Origin of the sequence: Actibacterium sp. MT2.3-13A (assembly GCF_018139985.1) — a bacterium.
Lineage (GTDB): Bacteria > Pseudomonadota > Alphaproteobacteria > Rhodobacterales > Rhodobacteraceae > JAGSOU01.
Genome location: NZ_JAGSOU010000001.1, coordinates 319,229 through 340,247 on the forward strand (window position 1 = coordinate 319,229; position 21,019 = coordinate 340,247).

Below are 21,019 nucleotides of genomic sequence, written 5' to 3' on the forward strand. Positions count from 1 at the left end.
GCGGTTGGATGGGGCTGCAAGGGGGGTCAGCGCGCGCCCAGCATCGCCAGCCGGATCAGCGTGCGTTCCATCACCGCCATCGCGGGTGCGCGCGACGACGATCGCAGCTGAAGATCGGCGTCGATCAGAATCCCAAGGGCCTGTTCCAGCTTGTGCACGCCCCATTTCTGGGCCTGCCGCAGCATCCGGTCGCGCCGCGGGCCAAAGATCGGCGGGCGCATCCGGGCGATGCCCGCGCTTGCGCCCCCGGGATCGCAGCAGGCGGCGTGCAGGGTGCGGAAATGGCGGGTGGCGCCGATGCACAGGCCCACCGGCTGCACCCCCTGCGCCTTGAGCTTTTGCAGCACCGGGTCGACCTCGCCCAGCCGCCCCTCGGCCACGAGGTTCAGCACATCGTCCAGCGCCGCCTCGGTCGAGGTCGGCGCGCAGGCGGCGACATCCTCGCTGGACAGCGGCGCGTCGTCGCCGAGCTTGTAGAGGCCGATCTTTTCCACCACCTGCCGGAAATCGCCGGGATCGAGCACGCGCGACAGCGCCTCAAGGTCGGTCATCGCCTCGCGACCGATGTTCTTCAACCCGGCCTTGGCCAGCTCCGCCTCGATCTCGTCGCGCGAGGGCGGGTCGTCGTAGATGCCCACGGCATAGGCGTTGCGGTGCGCCTCGAAGATCTTGCGCAGCGCCGAGCGGGCGTTGAGCTGCCGGGCGGTAACGACGATCTGCGCATCGCCCTCGCGCCAGTCCTCCAGCGCGGCCTGGATCGCGGGGGCGTGGCTGTCGCCCGCCTCCTCGACGAAGACGACCCGCGGGCCGGGGAAGAATCCCTGCGCCTTCAGCGCGTCGGACAGCTGCGCGGGGTCGGATTTCAGGTCGGACCCGGCCATCCGGGTCAGGCGCATCTCCTCCTCGCCCTGGGGGCCGACGAGGGCGGCGATCACCTCCTGCCGCTTCAGCGCCACGCGCATGGCGTCGGCGCCGTAGATCAGCAGCCCCGTGCGGTGCGGCTCGGGCCGGGCGAAATAGCGGCTCGCATCGCGCCCCGACAGTTTCATGCCGGAAGCGCCGCCGCCGCCGCGATCAGCCGGCTCACGATCTGGTCGGCGAGGATTACCATCAGCCGCTCGTAGGCGTCGCGTTCGGCCACCAGGGTCGAGACGGTGGTGCCGGTGGCCGAATAGCCGGTGAAGCTGTCCACCGTGCCTTGGGTCAGCACCGCCCCGCTGCCCGCGTCAGTCAGGGTGTAGCTGACGCGGCCGATGACGTTGTAGCGGGTGATTTCCTGCGCCGTCGTGATGGCCAGCTCGTCGGTGTCGGTCTCGATGGCGTAGCTCAGCCGGTAGGCCGGCGCCTGCGCCCGGCCCAGCCGGTCCTCGAGACGGGAGACGAGGGCGAAGCCGTTGCGGTCGCCGGGCGCGTCAACGAGGACGCGCCCGCGCAGTCTCTCCGCCACGCCGCCGGTGCCGTAGGCCGGCCGGAAGCCGCAGCCCGCCAGAGGCAGCGCGGCGAGACCCAGCAGGAAGAGGCGGCGGTCAGATGACGACATTGATGATGCGGCCCGGCACGACGATCAGCTTCTTGGGCTGGCCCCCGGCCAGCGCCTTGACCACAGCATCATCGGCCAGCGCCAGCTTTTCAACCTCTTCCTTCGGCATGTCCTTGGGCACGGAGATCTCGGAGCGGCGCTTGCCGTTGATCTGGATCGGCAGGGTCACCGTGTCCTCGACCAGCATCGCCGCGTCGGCCTTGGGCCAGGGCGCGTTGGCGACCAGCCCCTCGCCGCCCAGCAGCGCCCAGATCTCTTCGGACAGGTGCGGTGTCATCGGCGCCATGAGCTGGGCCATCACCTTCATCGCCTGCTTGCGGGCCGCGGCCCCGGCCTTGGATTTCTGCAGCGTGTTGGTGAAGGCGTAGAGCTTGGCCACCGAGGTGTTGAAGCCGAAGCTTTCGATGCCCATCGTCACGTCGTGGATCGCCTTGTGCATGGCGCGCAGCAGATCCTCGTCGCCCTCGCCCTCGCCGCTGGCCCCGGCGATCTCGTTCGCCATGCGCCAGACCCGGGCGAGGTGCTTGTAGGCGGCCTCGGCCCCGGCGGCGGTCCATTCCACGTCGCGCTCGGGCGGGCTGTCGGACAGCACGAACCAGCGCGCGGTGTCGGCGCCGAAGCTTTCGATGATGTTCACCGGATCGACGACGTTCTTCTTGGATTTCGACATTTTGGCCGAGGGGATCACCTCGACCTTCTCGCCGGTCGCCTTGAGGCAGACGCCGTCCTCGCGGCGCTCGACATCCTCGGGCAGGTGGTAGACGGGCCGGTTGTTCTCGTCCCGCGTGAGGTAGATCTCATGCGTGACCATGCCCTGGGTGAACAGCGCGTTGAACGGCTCAATCGCCTTTTTCGGCAGATGCCCGGTGAGGTGCATCGCGCGCGCGAAGAAGCGCGAATAGAGCAGGTGCAGGATCGCGTGCTCGATGCCGCCGATATACTGGTCCACGTTCATCCAGTACTCGACCTCGGCCGCGTCGGTGGGTGTGGCTGCGCGCGGTGCGGTGAAGCGGGCGTAATACCACGAGCTGTCCACGAAGGTGTCCATCGTGTCGGTCTCGCGCAGCGCCTTGCCGCCGCATTCCGGGCAGGCGCAGTCGCGCCAGGTCGGGTGCCGGTCGAGCGGGTTGCCCGGCTTGTCGAAGCTCACGTCGTCGGGCAGGCGGACGGGCAGGTTTTCCTTTTTCTCGGGCACCACGCCGCAGGCCTCGCAATGCACCACCGGGATCGGGCAGCCCCAGTACCGCTGGCGGCTGAGCCCCCAGTCGCGCAGGCGGAACTTGGTCACGCCATGGCCGACGCCGTTTTCCTCGCAGAAGCGAATCGCGGCGTCGATCGCCTCTTCGCCCGTCTGGATTTCCGGTCCGGCGAAGCCCTTGACCCAGCGCACCTTCTCGGTTTTCGGGGGCACGAAGGCCTCGTTCTCGACCGGCTTGCCACCTTCCAGCGCGACGAAGGTGTCGGTCACCGGCAGGCCGTATTTCCGCGCGAAATCGAGGTCGCGCTGGTCATGCGCCGGGCAGCCGAAGATCGCGCCGGTGCCGTAATCCATCAGGATGAAGTTGGCGATATAGACCGGCAGCTCCCACGCGGTGTCGAACGGGTGGCGCACGCGCAGCCCGGTGTCATAACCCAGCTTCTCGGCGGTCTCGATCGCCTCTTCGGTGGTGCCGCCCTTGCGGCATTCGGCGCAGAAGGCCGCGACCTTCTCGTCCTGGGTCTCCAGCTGCTTGGCGAGCGGGTGGTCGGGGGAAATGCCGACGAAGGAGGCGCCCATCAGCGTGTCGGGGCGGGTGGTGTAGACCTCGATCCGGTCGTGGCCGCCGGGCCCGTCGATCAGCGAGAAGGCCATTTGCAGCCCGCGAGACTTGCCGATCCAGTTGCGCTGCATCAGCTTGACCTTCTCGGGCCAGTCGTCGAGTCCGTCCAGCGCCTCCAGCAGCTCCTCGGAGAAGTCGGAGATCTTGAAGAACCACTGGGTCAGCTCGCGCCGCTCCACCAGCGCGCCCGAGCGCCAGCCGCGCCCGTCCTCGACCTGCTCGTTGGCGAGCACGGTCATGTCCACCGGGTCCCAGTTGACCACGGCGTTCTTGCGGTAGACCAGCCCGGCGTCCAGCATGTCGATGAACATCGCCTGCTGCTGGCCGTAGTATTCCGGGTCGCAGGTGGCGAATTCGCGGCTCCAGTCGATGCTAAGGCCCAGCGGCTTCATCTGGGCGCGCATGTCGGCGATGTTGCCGTAGGTCCAGGCCTTGGGATGGCCACCGCGCTCCATCGCCGCGTTCTCGGCGGGCATGCCGAAGGCGTCCCAGCCCATCGGGTGCAGCACCGAGAAGCCGCAGGAGGATTTGTAGCGCGCGATAACGTCGCCCATCGTGTAGTTGCGCACATGCCCCATGTGGATGCGGCCCGACGGGTAGGGGAACATCTCGAGCACATAATATTTCGGCCTGGTCTCATCACGGCGGGCGGTGAAGGTGCCGGCCGCCTCCCAGGCGGTTTGCCATTTCGGCTCGATCTCGCGGGGCTCAAAACGGGACATGTCACGGGTCCTTGTCATTCAAACGCCGGGCGCGGGGGCCCGGCGTGGTGATACTTGCGGCGCGCTGGGGCGTAAAGCCTCAGAGCTTGCTGTCCTGGATGCGCAGCTGGCGCGCGCGGGTCAGGATCGCGTCTTCGACGGCGCGTACCGTGTCGGGGCTGACCGCGCCGCCGCGGGTGGCCAGCGCCAGTTTCAGCGAGCGCGCGTCGAGGGCGGGATCCTGGATATAGACGGTCGCCCGGTAGGCGCGGCCGCCGCCCGGCGGCGTGCCGTAGCCGGTCACGATGACGCCCGAGAAGGGATCGACCGACTGGATGGGCAGGAAATTGAGCACCTCCAGCGAGGCCTTCCACAGATACTTGTTGACCTCGACGGTGGTGTTGGGATCGTCGCGCTGGGTGAACAGGTCCCAGATCGTCTCGCGCTTTTCGCCCATGCCGAGAGGGGTGTTGGCGCGCTGGCGTTCGATGTTTTCCTGGCGGGCCTGCTCCTGTTCGGCGGTGGGCTGGGCCGAGCTGCGGAACGGGTTGCCGCTGCCGATGCCGCCACAGGCGCCCAGAGACAGGGCCGCGACCGAAAGAATCGTCACGCGTACGAAGCTGTGGAAGGTCATGCGTCACCTGCCCCCTTTGAACCTGTCCGATCTCTAGCCGAGGCAGGAAAGGGGAACAAGGCTTTTCCCCGGGGCCGGCGGGCCCCGCACGGGGGGCGTCCGGCGGCCGCGGTGTGGCAAAGCTGCATCAATCCGGGGCGCAGTGCGGCGGGGGTGGGGCGCTTTCTTGCAATCGCAAACCCAAAGAGCGACACAGCAGCATACTCAGTTCGGACATGCCGGCCTGAGGTGCACCTTTAACGAATGAGGGAAAACCATGAAAAAGGTTCTCTTTGCTACGACCGCTCTGGTCGCTTCGGCCGGCTTCGCTGCCGCCGAGATCGAGTTCTCCGGCGGCGCCGAAATGGGCCTGGTCGGTGGCGATGCCTATGTGTCGGAAGACCTGGCGTTCCACAACGACATCTGGCTCCACGTGAACTTCTCGGGTGAGACCGACAACGGCCTGACCTTCGGCGCTCACATGGAGTTCGACGAAACCAACGGCGGCAAAGCCATCAACGGCGGCTGGGCCGGCGACAACGAGTCGGTGTTCATCTCCGGCGCGTTCGGCACCCTGACCCTGGGCGAAATCGACGGCGCCTACGACCGTGCGATGCAGGAAGTTGCTCTGGTCGGCGGCTCGATCGCTGACGACGAAACCGCTCACGGCGGCTTCAACGGCAACAGCGGCCTGGACGGCATCTACGACAACCAGATCCTGCGCTACGACTACTCGTTCGGCGACTTCTCGTTCCACGCCTCGCTGGAAATGGACGACGCCGCGGTTGCTCCGGGCGACGACAACTGGGGCCTGGGCTTCCAGTACGACGCTGACCTGGGCGGCGCTTCGGTCGGCTTCGGCCTCGGCTACCAGACCAACGACGCCATCGACGTGTTCGGCGTTTCGGTTGACGCCGACTTCGGCAACGGCTTCGAAGCTGCTGTGAACTACTCGCAGATGGATCCGGCCGGTGCCGCCAACAACATCGACCACATCGGTGTTGGCGTGGGTTACACCATGGACGCTCTGTCGATCGGTCTGAACTACGGTGAGTATGATCTGCCCACCGTCGGTGGCGTGAACCTGGACACTTCGGGCTTCGGCCTGGCCGTCAACTACGACCTGGGCGGCGGCGCCGTTGTCCAGTTCGGCTACGGCTCGACCGACAACCCGGCCGGTGTTGTGGACGTCGAGTCCTACTCGCTGGGCATCGCGATGTCGTTCTGATCGAACGCATTGTTCTAAGGGAAGAGCGGGCCTTGTGCCCGCTCTTTTCTTTTGCGCGGTGGCGTTCGACAATCGTCCCTTGCCATGCTAGCCAGCGCGCAGGATGATCTCGCAAGGACGTGCCCGATGCTCCCGCTCAATCCCAACCAGGTCAAACCGCTGTTCCAGGAGGCGCTTTCGCTGCAATCCAAGGGGCAGCTCGACGCGGCCGAGCAGCGCTACAGGACCATCCTCGGGGTGGCGCCGAAACTGGTCGAGGCGCATTTCCAGCTCGGCCGGATCGCCGCGGCGCGGCGGAATTTCGACGAGGCGCTGGCGCATCTGGCCCGCGCGCGCGACCTCAAGCCGTCCGAGCCCGCGATCTGGCAGCAGATGGCCGAGGTTCTGGCCGCCGCAGCCGATCCCGCCCGCACCCGCGGCTTTCTGCAGCAGGCGAAATCCGCCCGGCTCGATCCGAAGCTTCTGCTGGCGCTGCAACAGCGGCTCGCCCCGCGCAAGGGCAGCTCGAAGATCGAGATCGGCACCGCCAGGCCGCAGGACATCCAGCAGGCGATCGACCTGCTGCGCAAGGGCCGGCCCGCCGAGGCCGAGGCCAGGGTCCGCGCGCTGCTGACGCAGCATCCGAAACTGCCGATCCTGTTCAATATCCTCGGCGGCGCGCTGGGTGCGCAGGGCAAGGCCGCCGGTGCGCGCGCCGCCTATGAGACGGCGCTGAAACTCGATCCCGCCTATGGCGAGGCCCGCGACGCCTATGGCCGGCTGCTGCTGAAAGAGGGCGATCTCGACGGCGCGGTCGCCGCCTTCCGCCGCGTGCTGAGGGATCTGCCCGATTATGCGCCGGCGCTGGGCAACCTCGGGTTGGCGCTCTGTGCCAAGGGCGAGGCCGATGCCGGGGTCGTGGCCCTGCGCCACGCGCTGAAGAGCGATCCGCGCCAGCCCGAGATCCGGCTTGCGCTGGGCGCCAACCTGGTCGCCACCCGCGACGCCCCCGAGGCGGTCGAGATCCTGCGCGAGGCGTTGGCGCAGGGTGATGACCGGCCCATCGTCCATGTCCGGCTGGCCGAGGCGTTGGGCCGCGCCGGCGCGCGCGACGAGGCGCTTGCCGAATTCGACGCCGCCCTGGCCCGCGCCCCCGACTGGGCCGAGGCCCATGCCGCGCGCGCCGTCTACCTGCAGTCGCTGGGCGAATTCGAGGCCGCCGAGCAGGGCTTTCGCAAGGCGATCGCGCTCGATCCCGGGAATGGCGAGCATTACCGCACCTTCGGCGCGACCTACCGCTTTGCCGCCGATGACCCGCTGCTGGCGCAGATGGAGCGCTATTTCGACGACCCCTCGATCAGCGACGCCAGCCGCATGCAGTTCGGCTTCGCGCTGGCCCGCGCGATGGAGCAGATCAAGGCCCATGACCGGGTGTTCACCTATCTGCGCCCGGCCAACGACCTGATGTCGAAGCGCTACCCCTTCGACATGGCCGCGCGCGCGCGCACGGTGGCCGGCACCAGGGCCGCCTTCGCCGGCACCGATTTCGCCGCCCGCCGGATCGAGGGGGCCACCGACTACGCGCCGATCTTCGTCACCGGGATGCCGCGCTCGGGCACCACGCTGGTCGAGCAGATCCTTGCCAGCCATTCCCAGGTGACGGGCCTGGGCGAGGTGGGCTTCGCGGTGCCGCTGATCTCGCGCGCGATGCTGACCCCGGACGGCAAGGATTACCTGCCCTTCGACGCGCTGGGCGACGAGGTGATCCGCGGCTTCGGCGAGGAGATCGCGGCGCATCTGCGCGCCCGCGCACCCGACACACCGCGGGCCACCGACAAGTCGATCCAGACCTACATGTTGATGGGCGCGATCCGGCTGGCCATGCCGAGGGCGCGATTCGTCCTGGTCCGGCGCGACCCGCGCGACCTGCTGTTCTCGATCTACAAGAACTATTTCCGCGAGGGCACGCATACCTACGCCTATGACCTGGCCACGCTGGGCCGTTATTACCGGCTGTTCGAGGAGATGGTCGATTTCTGGCGCGAAAAGCTTCCGGGCGGCTTCCACGAGATCCAGTACGAGGACCTGGTCGCCAATCCCGAGGAAGAGACGCGCAAGCTGTTGGCGGCCTGCGCGCTGGACTGGGAGGATCAGTGCCTGTCCTTCCACGAGAACCGGCGCCAGGTCTCGACGCTGAGCGTGCACCAGGTGCGCCAGCCGCTCTATGCCTCGTCCATGGCGGCGTGGAAACGCTATGAGAAAGAACTGGCGCCGCTGATCGAGGCGCTGGGCGATCTGGTGTAACGGAGGGCAGGATGGGACTGACGGAGATCAAGGCGCGAATCGCGGAGGCCGAGAGGGAGGCCGGGCGCGAACCCGGTTCGGTGACGCTGATCGCGGTGTCGAAGGTGCAGCCGCTGGAGCGGGTCGAGGCGGTGCTGGAGCAAGGCCAACGCATCTTCGGCGAGAACCGGGTTCAGGAGGCGGCGGGCAAATGGCCCGCCTTCAAGGCGCGGTTTGACGGGGTCGAACTGCACCTGATCGGGCCGTTGCAGACCAACAAGGCGCGCCAGGCGATGGAGCTTTTCGACGCCATCCATTCGGTCGACCGGCCGAAACTGGCGCATGTCCTGGCCCGGCTGGCGCAGGAACTGGGCCATTGCCCCGAGCTGTTCATCCAGGTCAACACCGGCGAGGAGCCGCAGAAGGCGGGAATCCTGCCCGCCGAGGCCGACGCGTTCATCGCCGAGTGTCGCGCGCTCGACCTGCCCATCCGCGGGCTGATGTGCATCCCGCCGGTGGAGGAGGAGCCGAGTCTGCATTTCGCGCTGCTGGCCAAGATCGCCGCGCGCAACGGGCTTGCCGGCCTGTCGATGGGCATGAGCGGCGATTTCGAGCGTGCGATCGCGCTGGGCGCGACGCATGTGCGGGTGGGCTCGGCCATTTTCGGTGAGCGCGGTTCCGGCTGAGACGGCCGGAATTGAGTATTTTCGCCAAGAAGAAGCGGGCGGTCAGGCGACGATCAGCCGGGCCCCGGGCGTGACGCGCCGCGCCACCCACAGCAGGTCGTCGCGGCTGAGCGCGATGCAGCCTTCGGTCGGGTGGCGCGGCTTGCGCCACTGATGCAGGAAGATGGCCGACCCGCGCCCCGGCTCGGCGCGGGGCCAGTTCCAGTCGGTGATCAGCACAAGATCGTAGAGCGGATCGGGGCGGCGCAGGTTTTCGTGGCTGTAGGCGTGCGGCGCGCGGACCATCCGGTTGTAATCGGGATCGGTCACGTCGTCCGACCACAGGTCGCGCGGGCCGATGGGACGGGCCCAGGCGGCGGGCCGGGCCAGGCGGTCGGGGCGGTAAAGCATCGCCACGATCCGGTGCGTGCCCCGCGGCGTGGCGCCGTCGCCTTCGCGTTTGTTCGCGCTGATCCCGCCGCGCCCGGTCGCGCAGGGCAGGTTCCGGCCGAGAAAGCGCAGGCCCAGGGGCGTCAGCACCAGGTCGGCGGGGGTCACAGCAGGTGTCCCGATTTGCGCGCCTTGGTGGCGAGGTAATGGGCGTTGTGCCGGCTGTGCCCGACCTTCAGGGGCACGCGCTCGGTGACGGTGATGCCGTGTTCCTCCATCCGCGCCACCTTGGCGGGGTTGTTGGTCATCAGCCGCACCGCGGAAAATCCCATCTCGCGCAGGATCTCGGCGCCGATGCGGAAGTCGCGCTCGTCATCCTCGAAGCCCAGGCGGTGGTTGGCCTCCACCGTGTCGAAGCCCTGATCCTGCAGCGAATAGGCGCGCATCTTGTTGGCCAGCCCGATGCCGCGCCCCTCCTGGTTGAGATAGAGCAGGACGCCCGTTCCTTCGGCCCCCATCTGGGCCAGCGCCGCGCGCAGCTGCGGGCCGCAGTCGCATTTCAGCGACCCCAGAACGTCGCCGGTGAAACAGGCCGAATGCAGCCGTGCCAGCACCGGCTTGTCGCGCGGCGGGTTGCCGATCTCGATCGCGTAATGTTCTTCGGCGCCGTCCTCGGGGCGGAAGATGTGCAGCCGGCCGGCCTCGGCGGCCTCCATCGGCAGGCGGGCGTCGGCCACCGGGAACAGCGGGCTGGTCTCGTCCAGAACCGCGTGGGCGGCCCGGGCGTCGAGACAGGTCAGGCCGTAGCGGGCGGCCAGCGCCGCGCCGTCCGCGACCGCCAGCAGCAGGGCGGCGGGCAGCAGGCGCGCGGCCTTGGCGAAGGCGATGGCGGCGCGCGCCAGCGTCTCGTCGCCGCCGCGCAGCGTGTTGAACGGACCCTTCATCGGCACATTCAGGTCGTCGGCCGGATCGGCGACGGCCCGGATCCAGGCGCTGCCGACGTCGCCGGGCAGAACCACGCGGGCCACATGGGCGGAATAGGCGCGCGCCTTCAGCGTCTCGGCCCGGCGCGGCGTGATGGCGAGAACCGGGGTGCCGCCGAGGCCGCGGATATCAGCCAGCCGCTCGTCGCCCAGCGTCTCGGCCGCGGCCACGAGGGCCGCGCCCTCCGCGCCCAGCAGGACGATGGGCACGCCCATGCGCAGGTCGGCCCGCGCGCGGGCCTGCAGCTCGACGATATTCGGAAGAAGGCTCATGGCATCCTGTAACAATAAGGCCTGCCAGATGTAGGCCAGCCCGAAGGAAAATGAAACATTTCCCGGTTCTGCGACACGTCCGCGTGAAATCGGTCCGGCGCATCTTGTCCCGGAGGCGTGGCGCGAACAACTCTTGTCAGGCAAAAGGAACGGAGGGCCGCATGGGCAACCTGAAGAAGATCCTGCTTGTCGATGACGACGAGGACCTGCGCGAAGCGCTGAGCGAGCAGCTGGTCATGACCGAGGATTTCGACGTGTTCGAGGCCGGCTCCGGTTCGGAGGCGATGGAAAAGGCCAGGGCCGGGCTCTACGACCTGGTCATCCTCGACGTGGGCTTGCCCGACACCGACGGGCGCGAGCTGTGCCGGCTGATGCGCAAGCAGGGCGTGAAATGCCCGGTCCTGATGCTGACCGGGCATGACAGCGATTCCGACACCATCCTGGGTCTCGACGCCGGCGCAAACGATTATGTGACCAAGCCGTTCAAGTTCCCCGTCCTGCTGGCCCGCATCCGCGCCCAGCTGCGTCAGCACGAGCAGTCGGAGGACGCGGTGTTCCAGCTCGGGCCATATACCTTCAAGCCGGCGATGAAGCTGCTGATTGACGAGAACCAGCGCAAGATCCGCCTGACGGAGAAGGAAACCAACATCCTGAAATACCTTTACCGCGCGACCGAGGGCGTGGTGCCGCGCGACGTGCTGCTGCATGAGGTCTGGGGCTACAATGCGGGTGTCACCACCCATACGCTGGAGACCCATATCTACCGTCTGCGCCAGAAGATCGAGCCCGATCCCTCGAACGCGCGGCTGCTGGTCACCGAAAGCGGCGGCTACAGGCTGGTGGCGTGACTTGCATTCCGCGGAATTTGAACCAGATCAAATGAGAACACCCGCGCGGCTGCTATTGTAGCTCAGGTTCCCGCGCATGTCCGGGTTACGACATGCACCTCCCTGTTGGACTGGTCCGGGCCTCGTGCCCGGACCTTTTTCTTGTCGGGCCGCCCCGCATCGGCATCGCAGCGGTTGAGCCGGCCGCGCAAGCGCCCTAGTTTGGCGCGAGTTTATCGAGGATCGAACCCGCCCATGCCCTTCACCCTGGCCACCTGGAACATCAACTCCGTCCGCCTGCGCGAATCGCTGGTCTGCAAGCTGCTGCAGGAGGAGGCGCCCGACGTGCTGTGCCTGCAGGAGTGCAAGAGCCCGGTCGAAAAGATCCCGCTGGAGGCGTTCCGCGAGCTGGGCTACGGCCATGTCGTGGCGCGCGGGCAGAAGGGCTACAACGGCGTGGCCATCCTGTCGCGCCTGCCCCTGGAGGACGTGGGGGAATTCGATTTCGCCGGTCTCGGCCACGCCCGCCACGTCGCCGCGCGGCTGGAAAACGGCACGGTGATCCACAATTTCTACGTCCCCGCGGGCGGCGACGTGCCCGACCGCGAGGTGAACGAGAAATTCGGACAGAAGCTCGACTATCTCAGCGACATGAGGGACTGGTTCCGTGACAACCGGCCTGAGAAATCCATCCTCGTGGGCGACCTCAACATCGCCCCGCGCGAGGATGACGTCTGGGGCCACAAGCAGTTGCTGAAGGTGGTCAGCCACACGCCGATCGAGGTGGAGCATCTGGGCGACGTGATGGCGGCGGGCGGCTGGGCCGACGTGACCCGCGCCGACATTCCCGAGGGGCGGCTCTACAGCTGGTGGAGCTACCGCGCCCGCGACTGGGATGCGGCGGACAAGGGACGGCGGCTGGATCACGTCTGGGCCTCGCCCGACATCGCCGCGGCCGCGCATGGCTCGCGCATCCTGCGGGCCGCGCGCGGCTGGGAGAAACCCAGCGATCACGCGCCGGTTTTCGCCACATTCGATCTGTGACTTCGCCCTTGGGTTTTCCGCGCGGGGCCCACATATAGGACGCAAACGACCTGACATAGGGGACGGACATGCTGGAATTCGGTGGACAAGGCGCAGCACCGGCTGCGGGCGATCTGATCAAGGACATCTCGGAAGCGACCTTCATGGAAGACGTCGTCGAGGCCTCGAAAGAGGTGCCGGTGATCGTCGATTTCTGGGCGCCGTGGTGCGGGCCGTGCAAGGCGCTGGGCCCGGCGCTGGAAAAGGCTGTGACCGCGGCGCGCGGCAAGGTGCGCATGGTCAAGGTCAACGTCGACGAGAACCAGGCCATCGCGGCGCAGCTGCGCATCCAGTCGATCCCGACGGTCTATGCCTTCTTCGAGGGCAAGCCGCTCGATGGGTTCCAGGGTGCGCTTCCGGAGAGTGAGATCAGGGCCTTCATCGACCGCGTGGCCGCGGCCGCCGGCGACGGCGGGCTGGCCGAGGCGATCGAGGCGGCCGAGGAGATGCTGGCCGAGGGCGCGGCGGCCGATGCCGCGCAGACTTTCGCCGCCATCCTCGGCGAGGAGCCCGAGAATGCCGCGGCCTTTGGCGGGCTGATCCGCGCCCACCTGGCCGCGGGCCAGGCCGAGCAGGCTGAGCAGCTGCTGGCCGCCGTCCCCGCCACCATTGCTGGCGCCGCCGAGATCGAGGCCGCCCGCGCCCAACTGGAACTGGCCAAGCAGGCCGCCGATGCCGGCCCCGTGACCGAGCTGCGCGCCGCGGTCGAGGCTGATCCCGACAACCACCAGGCGCGGTTCGACCTGGCGCAGGCGCTTTACGCCAATCGCGACGCCGAGGGCGCGGTGAACGAGTTGCTGGAACTGTTCCGCCGCGACCGCGAATGGAACGGTGGCGCGGCCAAGGCCCAGCTCTTCACCATCTTCGACGCGCTCAAGCCGCAGGATCCGGTGGTTCTGGCCGGCCGGCGCAAGCTGTCGTCGATGATCTTTGCCTGATCGGCCGGGCGGGCTAGGTTGAAACGCATGTTCTCAGCCGCCGATCTGCCCGACACCATTCCTGTGTTTCCGCTACCCGGGGCGCTGTTGCTGCCCCGGGCGCGGCTGCCGCTGCATATTTTCGAGCCGCGATATCTGGCGATGCTGGACGATGCGCTGAAGACGCCGCACCGCCTGATCGGGATGATCCAGCCGGTCGCGGCGCCGGCGGGCGCCGGGAAGGCGCTCCATGCCATCGGTTGCGCGGGGCGCGTCACCGCCTTTTCGGAGACCGAGGACGGACGCTACATGATCACCCTGACGGGGATCTCGCGCTACCGGATCCTGAACGAGGCCACCGGCTTCAGCCCCTATCGCAAGGCCGATGTCTCCTGGGGCGGGTTCGGGCGCGACCTGGGCGGGCCGGAATGCGATGCCGGTCTCGACCGCCGCACCTTCCTGCCGCTGTTGTCGCGCTATTTCGAGGCGATGGAGCTGTCCACCGACTGGGACAGCCTGAAAGAGGCCGAGGACGAGCTGCTGATCAACTCGCTCTCCATGCTCTGCCCCTTCGAGTCGGAGGAGCGGCAGGCCCTGCTGGAGGCGCCCTCGCTGGTGACGCGGCGCGAGACGCTGGTCACCCTATTGGAATTCGCCCTGCGTGGCGGCAACAGTGAAGAGACGATGCAATGAGTGACGACACCTCGCAGGAGCGCCGGGAAATCCCCCATGACCGCCGGATGCTGGAGGCGCTGGTCTGCCCGGTCACGCAAGGCGTGCTGACCTATGACGCGGAGCGTCAGGAGCTGATTTCGCAGGCCGCGCACCTGGCCTTCCCGATCCGCAACGGCATCCCGATCATGCTGATCGACGAGGCGCGCAAGCTCGACTGAGCCGCCTCAGATCGGTCGTCCGGTCATCAGCCGGGGCAGATCGCCGCCCAGCCCCGCGGCCTCGCGGATGAAACGGCGGCGTAGGCCGGGCAGGGCGTTGACCACCCCCATGCCGACGTCTCGCGCCACGCGCAGCAGCGGGTTGTCGTTCGAGAACAGCTTGTTGAAGGCGTCGGTCGCGGCGGCCAGCGTGGCCGTGTCCCAGCGCCGCCAGCGCTGGTAACGTTCCAGCACGTCGATGGCGCCGATATCCTCGCCCCGGCGATGCGCCTCGACCACCACCTGGGCCAGCGCGCCGACGTCGCGCAGCCCGAGGTTCAGCCCCTGCCCCGCGATCGGGTGCACGCCATGCGCGGCATCGCCCACCAGCGCCAGCCGCGGCGCGACGAAGGCATCGGCCAGCGTCAGGTTCAGCGGATAGCTGAACCGCGTGCCCTCAAGATGGATCTCGCCCAGGAAATCGCCGAATCGCGGGCGCAGCGCGGCCAGATACCCCTCGTCGTCCATCGCCTGGATGGCGGCGGCGGCCTCGTGCGTCTCGCTCCAGACGATGGAGCAGCGGTTGCCGGGCAGCGGCAGGATGGCCAGCGGCCCCGGCGGCATGAAGAACTGATGCGCGATGCCGTGATGCGGCTTTTCGTGGCCGATGGCGCAGACCAGCGCGGTCTGGCCGTAATCCCAGCCGGTGCGCTTGATGCCCGCGCGCTCGGCCACGCCGCTCTTGCGCCCGTCGGCGCCCACCAGCAGCGCGCCGGTCAGCACCCGCCCCGAGGCCAGCGTCACCGTCGCCGCGCCCGGCTGCACCTCCTGCGCGACCACGGTTTCGCCCGATAGATGGGTGATGCGCGGCGTTTCCGCCATCGCCTGCAGCATGGCGTGGCGCAGGTAGCGGTCCTCGATCATGTAGCCCATCGGGCCTTCCTCGATCTCGGCGTGGTCGAATTCCAGGACGAAGGGCGAGGGGCCGGCGCCGGCATGCCCGTCGCTGGCCTTGATGCCGAGGATCGGCTGCGCCCTGTCGGCCAGCGCCGGCCACAGTCCCAGCGCCTGCAGCAACCGCTGCGAGGCCAGCGCCAGCGCATAGGCGCGGCCGTCGAATTCCGCGTCGTCGCGGGTTTCCAGGGGCAGGGCGTCGATCACCGTCACGCTCAGCCCGTTCTGGGCCAGCGCCAGCGCCAGCGCGGGCCCGTTCAGCCCGCCGCCCACGATCAGCACGTCGGAATCATGTGTCATGTTCCTCAATATGATCGCGCGGGCGGGATTGTCCATGTGCCGCGCTGCCGCTACCGTCGGCGCGAAGCGAACGGAGGGCGGCGATGAGCACGGACTGGCTGAAGATGACGGCGGCGGAGCTGGGGCGCGGGATCGGCGCGGGAAAGATCGACCCTGTGATGCTATGCGAGGCCTATCTTGAGGCGATCGCCGCGCATGCCGAGGCCGGGCGCATCTATGCGCGCACCACGCCCCGGCGCGCCCGGGCCGAGGCCGCGGCGGCGGCGAAGCGCGCCCGGGCCGGGCACCGGCTGGGGCCGCTCGACGGCGTGCCGATCTCGTGGAAGGACCTGTTCGACACTGCGGGCGTCGCGACCGAGGCGGGCTCCGCGCTGCTGGAGGGACGCGTGCCCGACCGCGACGCCGAGGTGCTGCGCAACGCCACCGCCGCGGGGCTCGTGTGCCTGGGCAAGACGCATATGTCGGAACTCGCCTTTTCCGGCCTCGGCCTGAATCCGGTGACCGAAACCCCGCCCTGCATCAACGATGCGGGCGCGGTGCCGGGGGGATCGTCCTCGGGCGCTGCGGCCTCGGTCGCCTTCGGGCTGGCGGCCTGCGGGATCGGCTCGGACACCGGCGGCTCGGTCCGCATCCCCTCGGCCTGGAACGACCTCGTGGGGCTGAAGACCACGCCGGGGCGGGTGTCCTGCGCGGGCGTGGTGCCGTTGGCGGCGAAATTCGACACGGTGGGGCCGCTGTGCCGCTCGGTCGAGGATGCGGCGCTGATGCTGGCCGCGCTCGAGGGCGGCAAGCCGGCGGACCTGCGCGGTGCCAGCCTGAAGGGCAAGCGCCTGCTGGTGCTGCGCAAATATGCCCACGATGACGTGCGCGACGCCCCCCGCGCCGGGTTCGAGAGCGCCGTGCAGCGCCTGCAGGCCGCAGGCGCCGTGGTCGAACATGGCGACCTGCCGGAGGTGGACGAGGCGATCGGCCTTTCCCCGGTCCTCTTTTCCACCGAGGCCTATGGCACCTGGCAGGACGTGATCGAGGCCGCGCCGGAGAAGATGTTCCCGCAGATCCTCGAACGTTTCCGCTCGGGCGGGGCGTTCTCGGGCGCCGATTACGTCGCGGCCTGGCTGCGGCTGGACGCGCTGCGCGCCGCCTATCTGGAAAAGACCGCCCCCTATGACGCGGTGATCGCGCCCACCGCCCCGATCCTGCCGCCGCAGGCGGACCGGCTGATGAGCGATCAGGACTATTACGTCACCGAGAACCTGCTGGCGCTGCGCAACACCCGCATCGGCAACCTGATGGGTCTGGCGGGGCTGACGCTACCCACCGGGGTGCCCTCCTGCGGGATCATGTTCCTGACCCCGCCGATGAGCGAGGAACGCCTGCTCAGGCTGGGTGCTGCGGCCGAGGCGGCGCTGGCGTAAATGCCACAATCGGGCGGGCCAAGGGCCGGGATTCGCGGCCTTTTTCTGGACCGTCCCGGAAACTGAGGCTATGGTGAGGGAAACGGGGCGCAATGACCCCGATCCCTGAGGCAGACATAGAACGGTCCCCATGACGTTCCCCGAGCGGTTTTCGAACCTGCCAGAATATGCGTTTCCGCGGCTGCGGAGCCTTCTCGACGTGCACGCGCCGGGGGGCGAGGTCATGCACATGACCATCGGCGAGCCCAAGCACGCCTTCCCGTCCTGGGTGGCCGGGATCATCGCCGAGAATGCCGAAGGCTTCGGGAAATACCCGCCCAACGAGGGCTCGCCGGAACTGCGCGCCGCGATCTCCGGCTGGATCGCGCGCCGCTTCGGCGTGACGACCGATCCCGACACCCAGGTGATGGCGCTGAACGGCACGCGCGAGGGGCTGTTCAACGCGGCCCTCGCGCTCTGCCCCGAACAGGTGCGCGGCGCGCGCGCCGTGATCCTGATGCCGAACCCGTTCTACCAGGTCTACGCGGTGGCCGCGCTGGCCGTGGGGGCAGAGCCGGTCTATGTTCCAGCCGGGCCCGAGACCGGCTTCCTGCCCGATTACGGCGCGCTGGAGGCGGATCTGCTGGACCGGGTGGCGATTGCCTATCTCTGCTCGCCCTCGAACCCGCAAGGCGCGGTGGCCTCAGAAGGCTATTGGCGCGACCTGATCGGGCTGGCCGAGAAGCACGATTTCCAGATCTTCGCGGATGAATGCTATGCCGAGATCTACCGCGGCGCGGCGCCCGTGGGGGCGCTGCAGGTGGCGCAGGACATGGGCGCCGATCCCGAGCGGGTGGTGATCTTCCATTCGCTGTCGAAACGCTCGAACCTGCCGGGGCTGCGCTCGGGCTTCGTGGCGGGCGGGCCGCACAGCATCGCGCGGGTGAAACAGCTGCGCAACTATGCCGGCGCGCCGCTGCCTTTGCCGCTGCAATGCGCGTCCGAAAGGGTCTGGTCCGACGAGGCGCATGTCGAGGAGAACCGCGCGCTTTACCGCGAGAAATTCGAGATCGCGGACGAGATATTCGCCGGGTTGCCGGGTTATGTGCCGCCGCAGGCGGGGTTTTTCCTGTGGCTGCCGGTCGCGGATGGCGAGGCCGCCGCGCTGAAGCTTTGGCAGGAAACCGGTGTGCGCGTGCTGCCCGGCGCCTATCTCGCGCGCGAGGTGGACGGCTACAATCCGGGCGCGGGCTTTATCCGGGTCGCCATGGTGGCCCCAAAACGAGAAATGCAGCGCGGGCTGATCATGCTTCGCGACTGCCTCTACGGGTAAGGGACAGAAGCAGATGGCATCGTATCAGATGAAGCAGCGCGACCCGCTTTTCGATTCCAACATGCAGGCCGTGATCGAGCGGCGCGGCAAGGAATTGCTGGGCCTCGGCCTGATCGCGCTGGGCGTTCTGGTGGCGATGATGCTGGGCTCCTATGTGCCCGAGGATCCGAGCTGGCTGTCGGCCACAGACGAGCCCGCGGCCAACCTGCTGGGGCGCACCGGCGCGATGATCGCGGCGCCGCTATACATCATCGCCGGGTTGGGCAGCTGGGGTCTGGCGGTCTGCCTGACGGGCTGGGGCCTGCGCTTCGTGCTGCACCGGGGCGAGGAGCGCGCGCTGGGCCGGCTGATCTTCGCCCCGATCGCGATCGCGCTGGGCTCGGTCTATGCCTCGACCTTGGTGCCCTCCGAGGCGTGGACGCACAGCTTCGGCCTGGGCGGGCTGTTCGGCGACACGGTGCTGGCCGCGATCCTGAACATCCTGCCGATGGGTGCGGCGCCGGGGCTGAAGCTGATGGCGTTCCTCTCCGGCGTGGCGCTGGTGGCGATGGCGCTGTTCGTGCTGGGCTTCGACGGGCGCGAGCTGCGCCTCACCGGGCGCTTCCTTCTGGTGGGCATGATCATGGCCTATGGCCGCCTGATGACCCTGCTGGGCCGCGGCGCCACCGGCGCGGTGCAGGGCGCCGCGCTGGCATGGCAGGCGCGCCGCGGGACCCGCCGCGATGCGGTGATCGACGACGGGGATCCCTTCGACGCGGCGGAATACACCCCCGCCCCCCTGGCCGCGCCCGAGCCGCGCACGAGGACCGGCCTACTGTCGCGCATGCCCGCCCTGATCAAGCGCGCCCCGGACCCGGAGCCGGAACTGGTCGAGCCCGAGTTCATCCCGCAGGGGCCGCTCCCGCAGGTGTCGGAGGACCGCATCAAGGCCAAGATCGCCGACGTGATCAAGTCGCGCGCGCGCCAGCAGCAGAACCTGCAGGTCCGGCGCGCCGAGCCGCCCGTCGCGCGTGCCCGCGGCCCGCAGCCGCTGCTGCTCGACACCACTCCGCGCAGGGCCGCGCCGGTCGAGCCGCCGCTGACCGCCGGACAGATGACGATGCCCGCCGCGGGGCCCGCCGACGAGATGGAAAACATCTTCGATCCCGATGCGCAGCCGGCGCTCGCCGCGCCGATGCAGGCCTACGTCCCGCCCGTGGCCGAGCCGCGCAAGGTGGTGCAGCACCCGGTCAAGAAACCCGTCCAGCCCTCGCGCCAGGCCCGTGCCGAGGCGCAGCCGGCGCTGCAGTTCGACGACGCCGGCGCGGAGTCCGGCTATGAGCATCCGCCGCTGTCGCTGCTGACCAGCCCGGTCAGCATCGAGCGACACCACCTCTCCGACGAGGCGTTGGAGGAAAACGCGCGGATGCTGGAGAATGTGCTCGACGATTACGGCGTGAAGGGCGAGATCGTCTCGGTCCGCCCCGGCCCGGTGGTCACGATGTATGAGCTGGAGCCCGCGCCGGGCCTGAAGGCATCCCGCGTGATCGGCCTGGCCGACGACATTGCGCGCAGCATGTCGGCGCTGTCGGCCCGGGTCTCGACCGTGCCGGGGCGCAGCGTGATCGGCATCGAGCTGCCGAACGAGAACCGCGAAAAGGTGGTGCTGCGCGAGATCCTCGCCTCTCGCGATTTCGGCGACGGCAACCAGAGCCTGCCCTTGGCGCTGGGCAAGGATATCGGCGGCGACGCGGTGGTGGCGAACCTTGCCAAGATGCCCCACCTGCTGATCGCGGGCACAACCGGCTCGGGCAAGTCGGTGGCGATCAACACCATGATCCTGTCGCTGCTCTACAAGCTGACGCCCGAGGAATGCCGCCTGATCATGATCGACCCCAAGATGCTGGAACTCAGCGTCTATGACGGCATCCCGCACCTGCTGAGCCCTGTCGTCACCGACCCGAAAAAGGCCGTGGTGGCCCTGAAATGGGTCGTCGGCGAGATGGAGGACCGCTATCGCCGGATGTCCAAGATGGGCGTGCGGAATATCGAGGGCTACAACGGCCGGGTGCGCGACGCGCTGGCCAAGGGCGAGATGTTCTCGCGCACCGTCCAGACGGGTTTCGACGACGAAACCGGCGATCCGATCTTCGAGACCGAGGAATTCCAGCCCAGGACCCTGCCCTATATCGTCGTCATCGTCGACGAGATGGCCGACCTGATGATGGTCGCCGGCAAGGAGATCGAGGCCTGCATCCAGCGCCTCGCGCAGATGGCGCGGGCGAGCGGCATCCACCTGATCATGGCCACGCAGCGCCCCTCGGTCGATGTCATCACCGGCACGATCAAGGCGAACTTCCCGACCCGGATCTCGTTCCAGGTGACCTCCAAGATCGACAGCCGCACCATCCTGGGCGAGCAGGGCGCCGAGCAGCTGCTGGGCATGGGCGACATGCTCTACATGGCCGGGGGCAGCCGCATCACCCGCGTGCACGGCCCCTTCGTCAGCGACGAGGAGGTCGAGGAGATCGTGAATTTCCTCAAGGCCTACGGCCCGCCCGATTACGTCGGCGGCGTCGTGGACGGCCCCGACGAGGAGAAGGAAAGCGATATCGACGCGGTTCTGGGCCTCGGCGGCAACACCAATTCAGACGACGCGCTGTACGATCAGGCCGTGGCGATCGTGCTGAAGGACCGCAAATGCTCCACCTCCTATATCCAGCGCAAGCTGGCCATCGGCTACAACAAGGCCGCGCGGCTGGTCGAGCAGATGGAGGAGGAGGGCGTGGTCTCGGCCTCCAACCATGTCGGCAAGCGCGAGATCCTGGTGCCTGAGCAACATTAGGCCCGCGCACCGTTTCGTGAGCGTTTCCCCGGTGAAACCT

Annotated in this window: 18 protein-coding genes; 11 read left to right on the forward strand and 7 right to left on the reverse strand. The window is 68.4% G+C overall.

The annotated features are described in order from the left end of the window. Positions 1-26: 26 nt before the first annotated feature. The 4 genes from holA to KCI33_RS01600 form a co-directional block, all read right to left on the reverse strand. Positions 27-1,049 carry a DNA polymerase III subunit delta gene (gene holA / locus KCI33_RS01585; RefSeq protein ID WP_212522990.1) on the reverse strand — a complete coding sequence of 341 codons (1,023 nt, stop codon included), beginning with the start codon at positions 1,047-1,049 and terminating at the stop codon, positions 27-29. Beyond that, positions 1,046-1,540 carry an LPS assembly lipoprotein LptE gene (gene lptE / locus KCI33_RS01590; protein ID WP_212522991.1) on the reverse strand — a complete coding sequence of 165 codons (495 nt, stop codon included), beginning with the start codon at positions 1,538-1,540 and terminating at the stop codon, positions 1,046-1,048. Before lptE ends, holA begins: the two co-directional genes overlap by 4 nt. Then, positions 1,527-4,082: a leucine--tRNA ligase gene (gene leuS, locus KCI33_RS01595; protein WP_212522992.1), complete on the reverse strand. Its 2,556-nt coding sequence runs from the start codon at positions 4,080-4,082 to the stop codon at positions 1,527-1,529. Before leuS ends, lptE begins: the two co-directional genes overlap by 14 nt. 79 nt (positions 4,083-4,161) lie before the next feature. Then, positions 4,162-4,695 carry a DUF3576 domain-containing protein gene (locus KCI33_RS01600; protein ID WP_212522993.1) on the reverse strand — a complete coding sequence of 178 codons (534 nt, stop codon included), beginning with the start codon at positions 4,693-4,695 and terminating at the stop codon, positions 4,162-4,164. 256 nt (positions 4,696-4,951) lie between these two features. Between KCI33_RS01600 and KCI33_RS01605 the strand changes: the two genes are divergently transcribed. From KCI33_RS01605 to KCI33_RS01615, 3 genes are all read left to right on the forward strand, one after another. After that, complete coding sequence (locus tag KCI33_RS01605) at positions 4,952-5,902, forward strand: porin (RefSeq protein WP_212522994.1); 951 nt, start codon at positions 4,952-4,954, stop codon at positions 5,900-5,902. A 126-nt stretch (positions 5,903-6,028) separates the two neighbouring features. Next, positions 6,029-8,185 (forward strand): tetratricopeptide repeat-containing sulfotransferase family protein, encoded by a 2,157-nt coding sequence (locus KCI33_RS01610; protein ID WP_212522995.1) that lies wholly within the window; start codon positions 6,029-6,031, stop codon positions 8,183-8,185. An 11-nt stretch (positions 8,186-8,196) separates the two neighbouring features. Beyond that, on the forward strand, positions 8,197-8,850 hold the full coding sequence (locus KCI33_RS01615) for a YggS family pyridoxal phosphate-dependent enzyme (protein ID WP_212522996.1): 654 nt from the start codon (positions 8,197-8,199) through the stop codon (positions 8,848-8,850). A gap of 42 nt (positions 8,851-8,892) precedes the next feature. On the opposite strand, the gene KCI33_RS01620 is transcribed toward KCI33_RS01615, so the two are convergent. Continuing rightward, positions 8,893-9,387, reverse strand: coding sequence for a L,D-transpeptidase family protein (locus tag KCI33_RS01620; protein WP_212522997.1), 495 nt, complete (start codon positions 9,385-9,387; stop codon positions 8,893-8,895). After that, entirely contained in the window at positions 9,384-10,475 is a 1,092-nt protein-coding gene (gene ribA, locus KCI33_RS01625; RefSeq protein WP_212522998.1) for a GTP cyclohydrolase II, read from the reverse strand. The genes KCI33_RS01620 and ribA overlap by 4 nt, the downstream gene beginning before the upstream one ends. Positions 10,476-10,636: 161 nt before the next feature. Between ribA and KCI33_RS01630 the strand changes: the two genes are divergently transcribed. The 5 genes from KCI33_RS01630 (at position 10,637) to KCI33_RS01650 (ending at position 14,195) form a co-directional block, all read left to right on the forward strand. Beyond that, positions 10,637-11,323, forward strand: a complete 687-nt coding sequence (locus KCI33_RS01630) for a response regulator transcription factor (RefSeq protein WP_212522999.1) — start codon at positions 10,637-10,639, stop codon at positions 11,321-11,323. 234 nt (positions 11,324-11,557) lie between these two features. After that, positions 11,558-12,346, forward strand: coding sequence for an exodeoxyribonuclease III (locus KCI33_RS01635; protein ID WP_212523000.1), 789 nt, complete (start codon positions 11,558-11,560; stop codon positions 12,344-12,346). A gap of 68 nt (positions 12,347-12,414) precedes the next feature. Beyond that, positions 12,415-13,323 carry a thioredoxin gene (trxA, locus tag KCI33_RS01640; RefSeq protein ID WP_212523001.1) on the forward strand — a complete coding sequence of 303 codons (909 nt, stop codon included), beginning with the start codon at positions 12,415-12,417 and terminating at the stop codon, positions 13,321-13,323. A gap of 27 nt (positions 13,324-13,350) precedes the next feature. Then, positions 13,351-13,995, forward strand: coding sequence for an LON peptidase substrate-binding domain-containing protein (locus tag KCI33_RS01645; RefSeq protein WP_212523002.1), 645 nt, complete (start codon positions 13,351-13,353; stop codon positions 13,993-13,995). Then, positions 13,992-14,195 (forward strand): Trm112 family protein, encoded by a 204-nt coding sequence (locus tag KCI33_RS01650; protein ID WP_212523003.1) that lies wholly within the window; start codon positions 13,992-13,994, stop codon positions 14,193-14,195. Before KCI33_RS01645 ends, KCI33_RS01650 begins: the two co-directional genes overlap by 4 nt. Positions 14,196-14,201: 6 nt before the next feature. Here KCI33_RS01650 and KCI33_RS01655 read toward each other — a convergent pair whose 3' ends face one another. Next, positions 14,202-15,428, reverse strand: coding sequence for a UbiH/UbiF/VisC/COQ6 family ubiquinone biosynthesis hydroxylase (locus KCI33_RS01655; RefSeq protein WP_212523004.1), 1,227 nt, complete (start codon positions 15,426-15,428; stop codon positions 14,202-14,204). Positions 15,429-15,511: 83 nt separating this feature from the next. Between KCI33_RS01655 and KCI33_RS01660 the strand changes: the two genes are divergently transcribed. The 3 genes from KCI33_RS01660 (at position 15,512) to KCI33_RS01670 (ending at position 20,979) form a co-directional block, all read left to right on the forward strand. After that, positions 15,512-16,843 (forward strand): amidase family protein, encoded by a 1,332-nt coding sequence (locus tag KCI33_RS01660; protein WP_212523005.1) that lies wholly within the window; start codon positions 15,512-15,514, stop codon positions 16,841-16,843. 130 nt (positions 16,844-16,973) lie between these two features. Beyond that, positions 16,974-18,155: an aminotransferase class I/II-fold pyridoxal phosphate-dependent enzyme gene (locus tag KCI33_RS01665; protein WP_212523006.1), complete on the forward strand. Its 1,182-nt coding sequence runs from the start codon at positions 16,974-16,976 to the stop codon at positions 18,153-18,155. Between the two features lie 13 nt (positions 18,156-18,168). Then, on the forward strand, positions 18,169-20,979 hold the full coding sequence (locus KCI33_RS01670) for a DNA translocase FtsK (RefSeq protein ID WP_212523007.1): 2,811 nt from the start codon (positions 18,169-18,171) through the stop codon (positions 20,977-20,979). Positions 20,980-21,019: the final 40 nt, after the last annotated feature.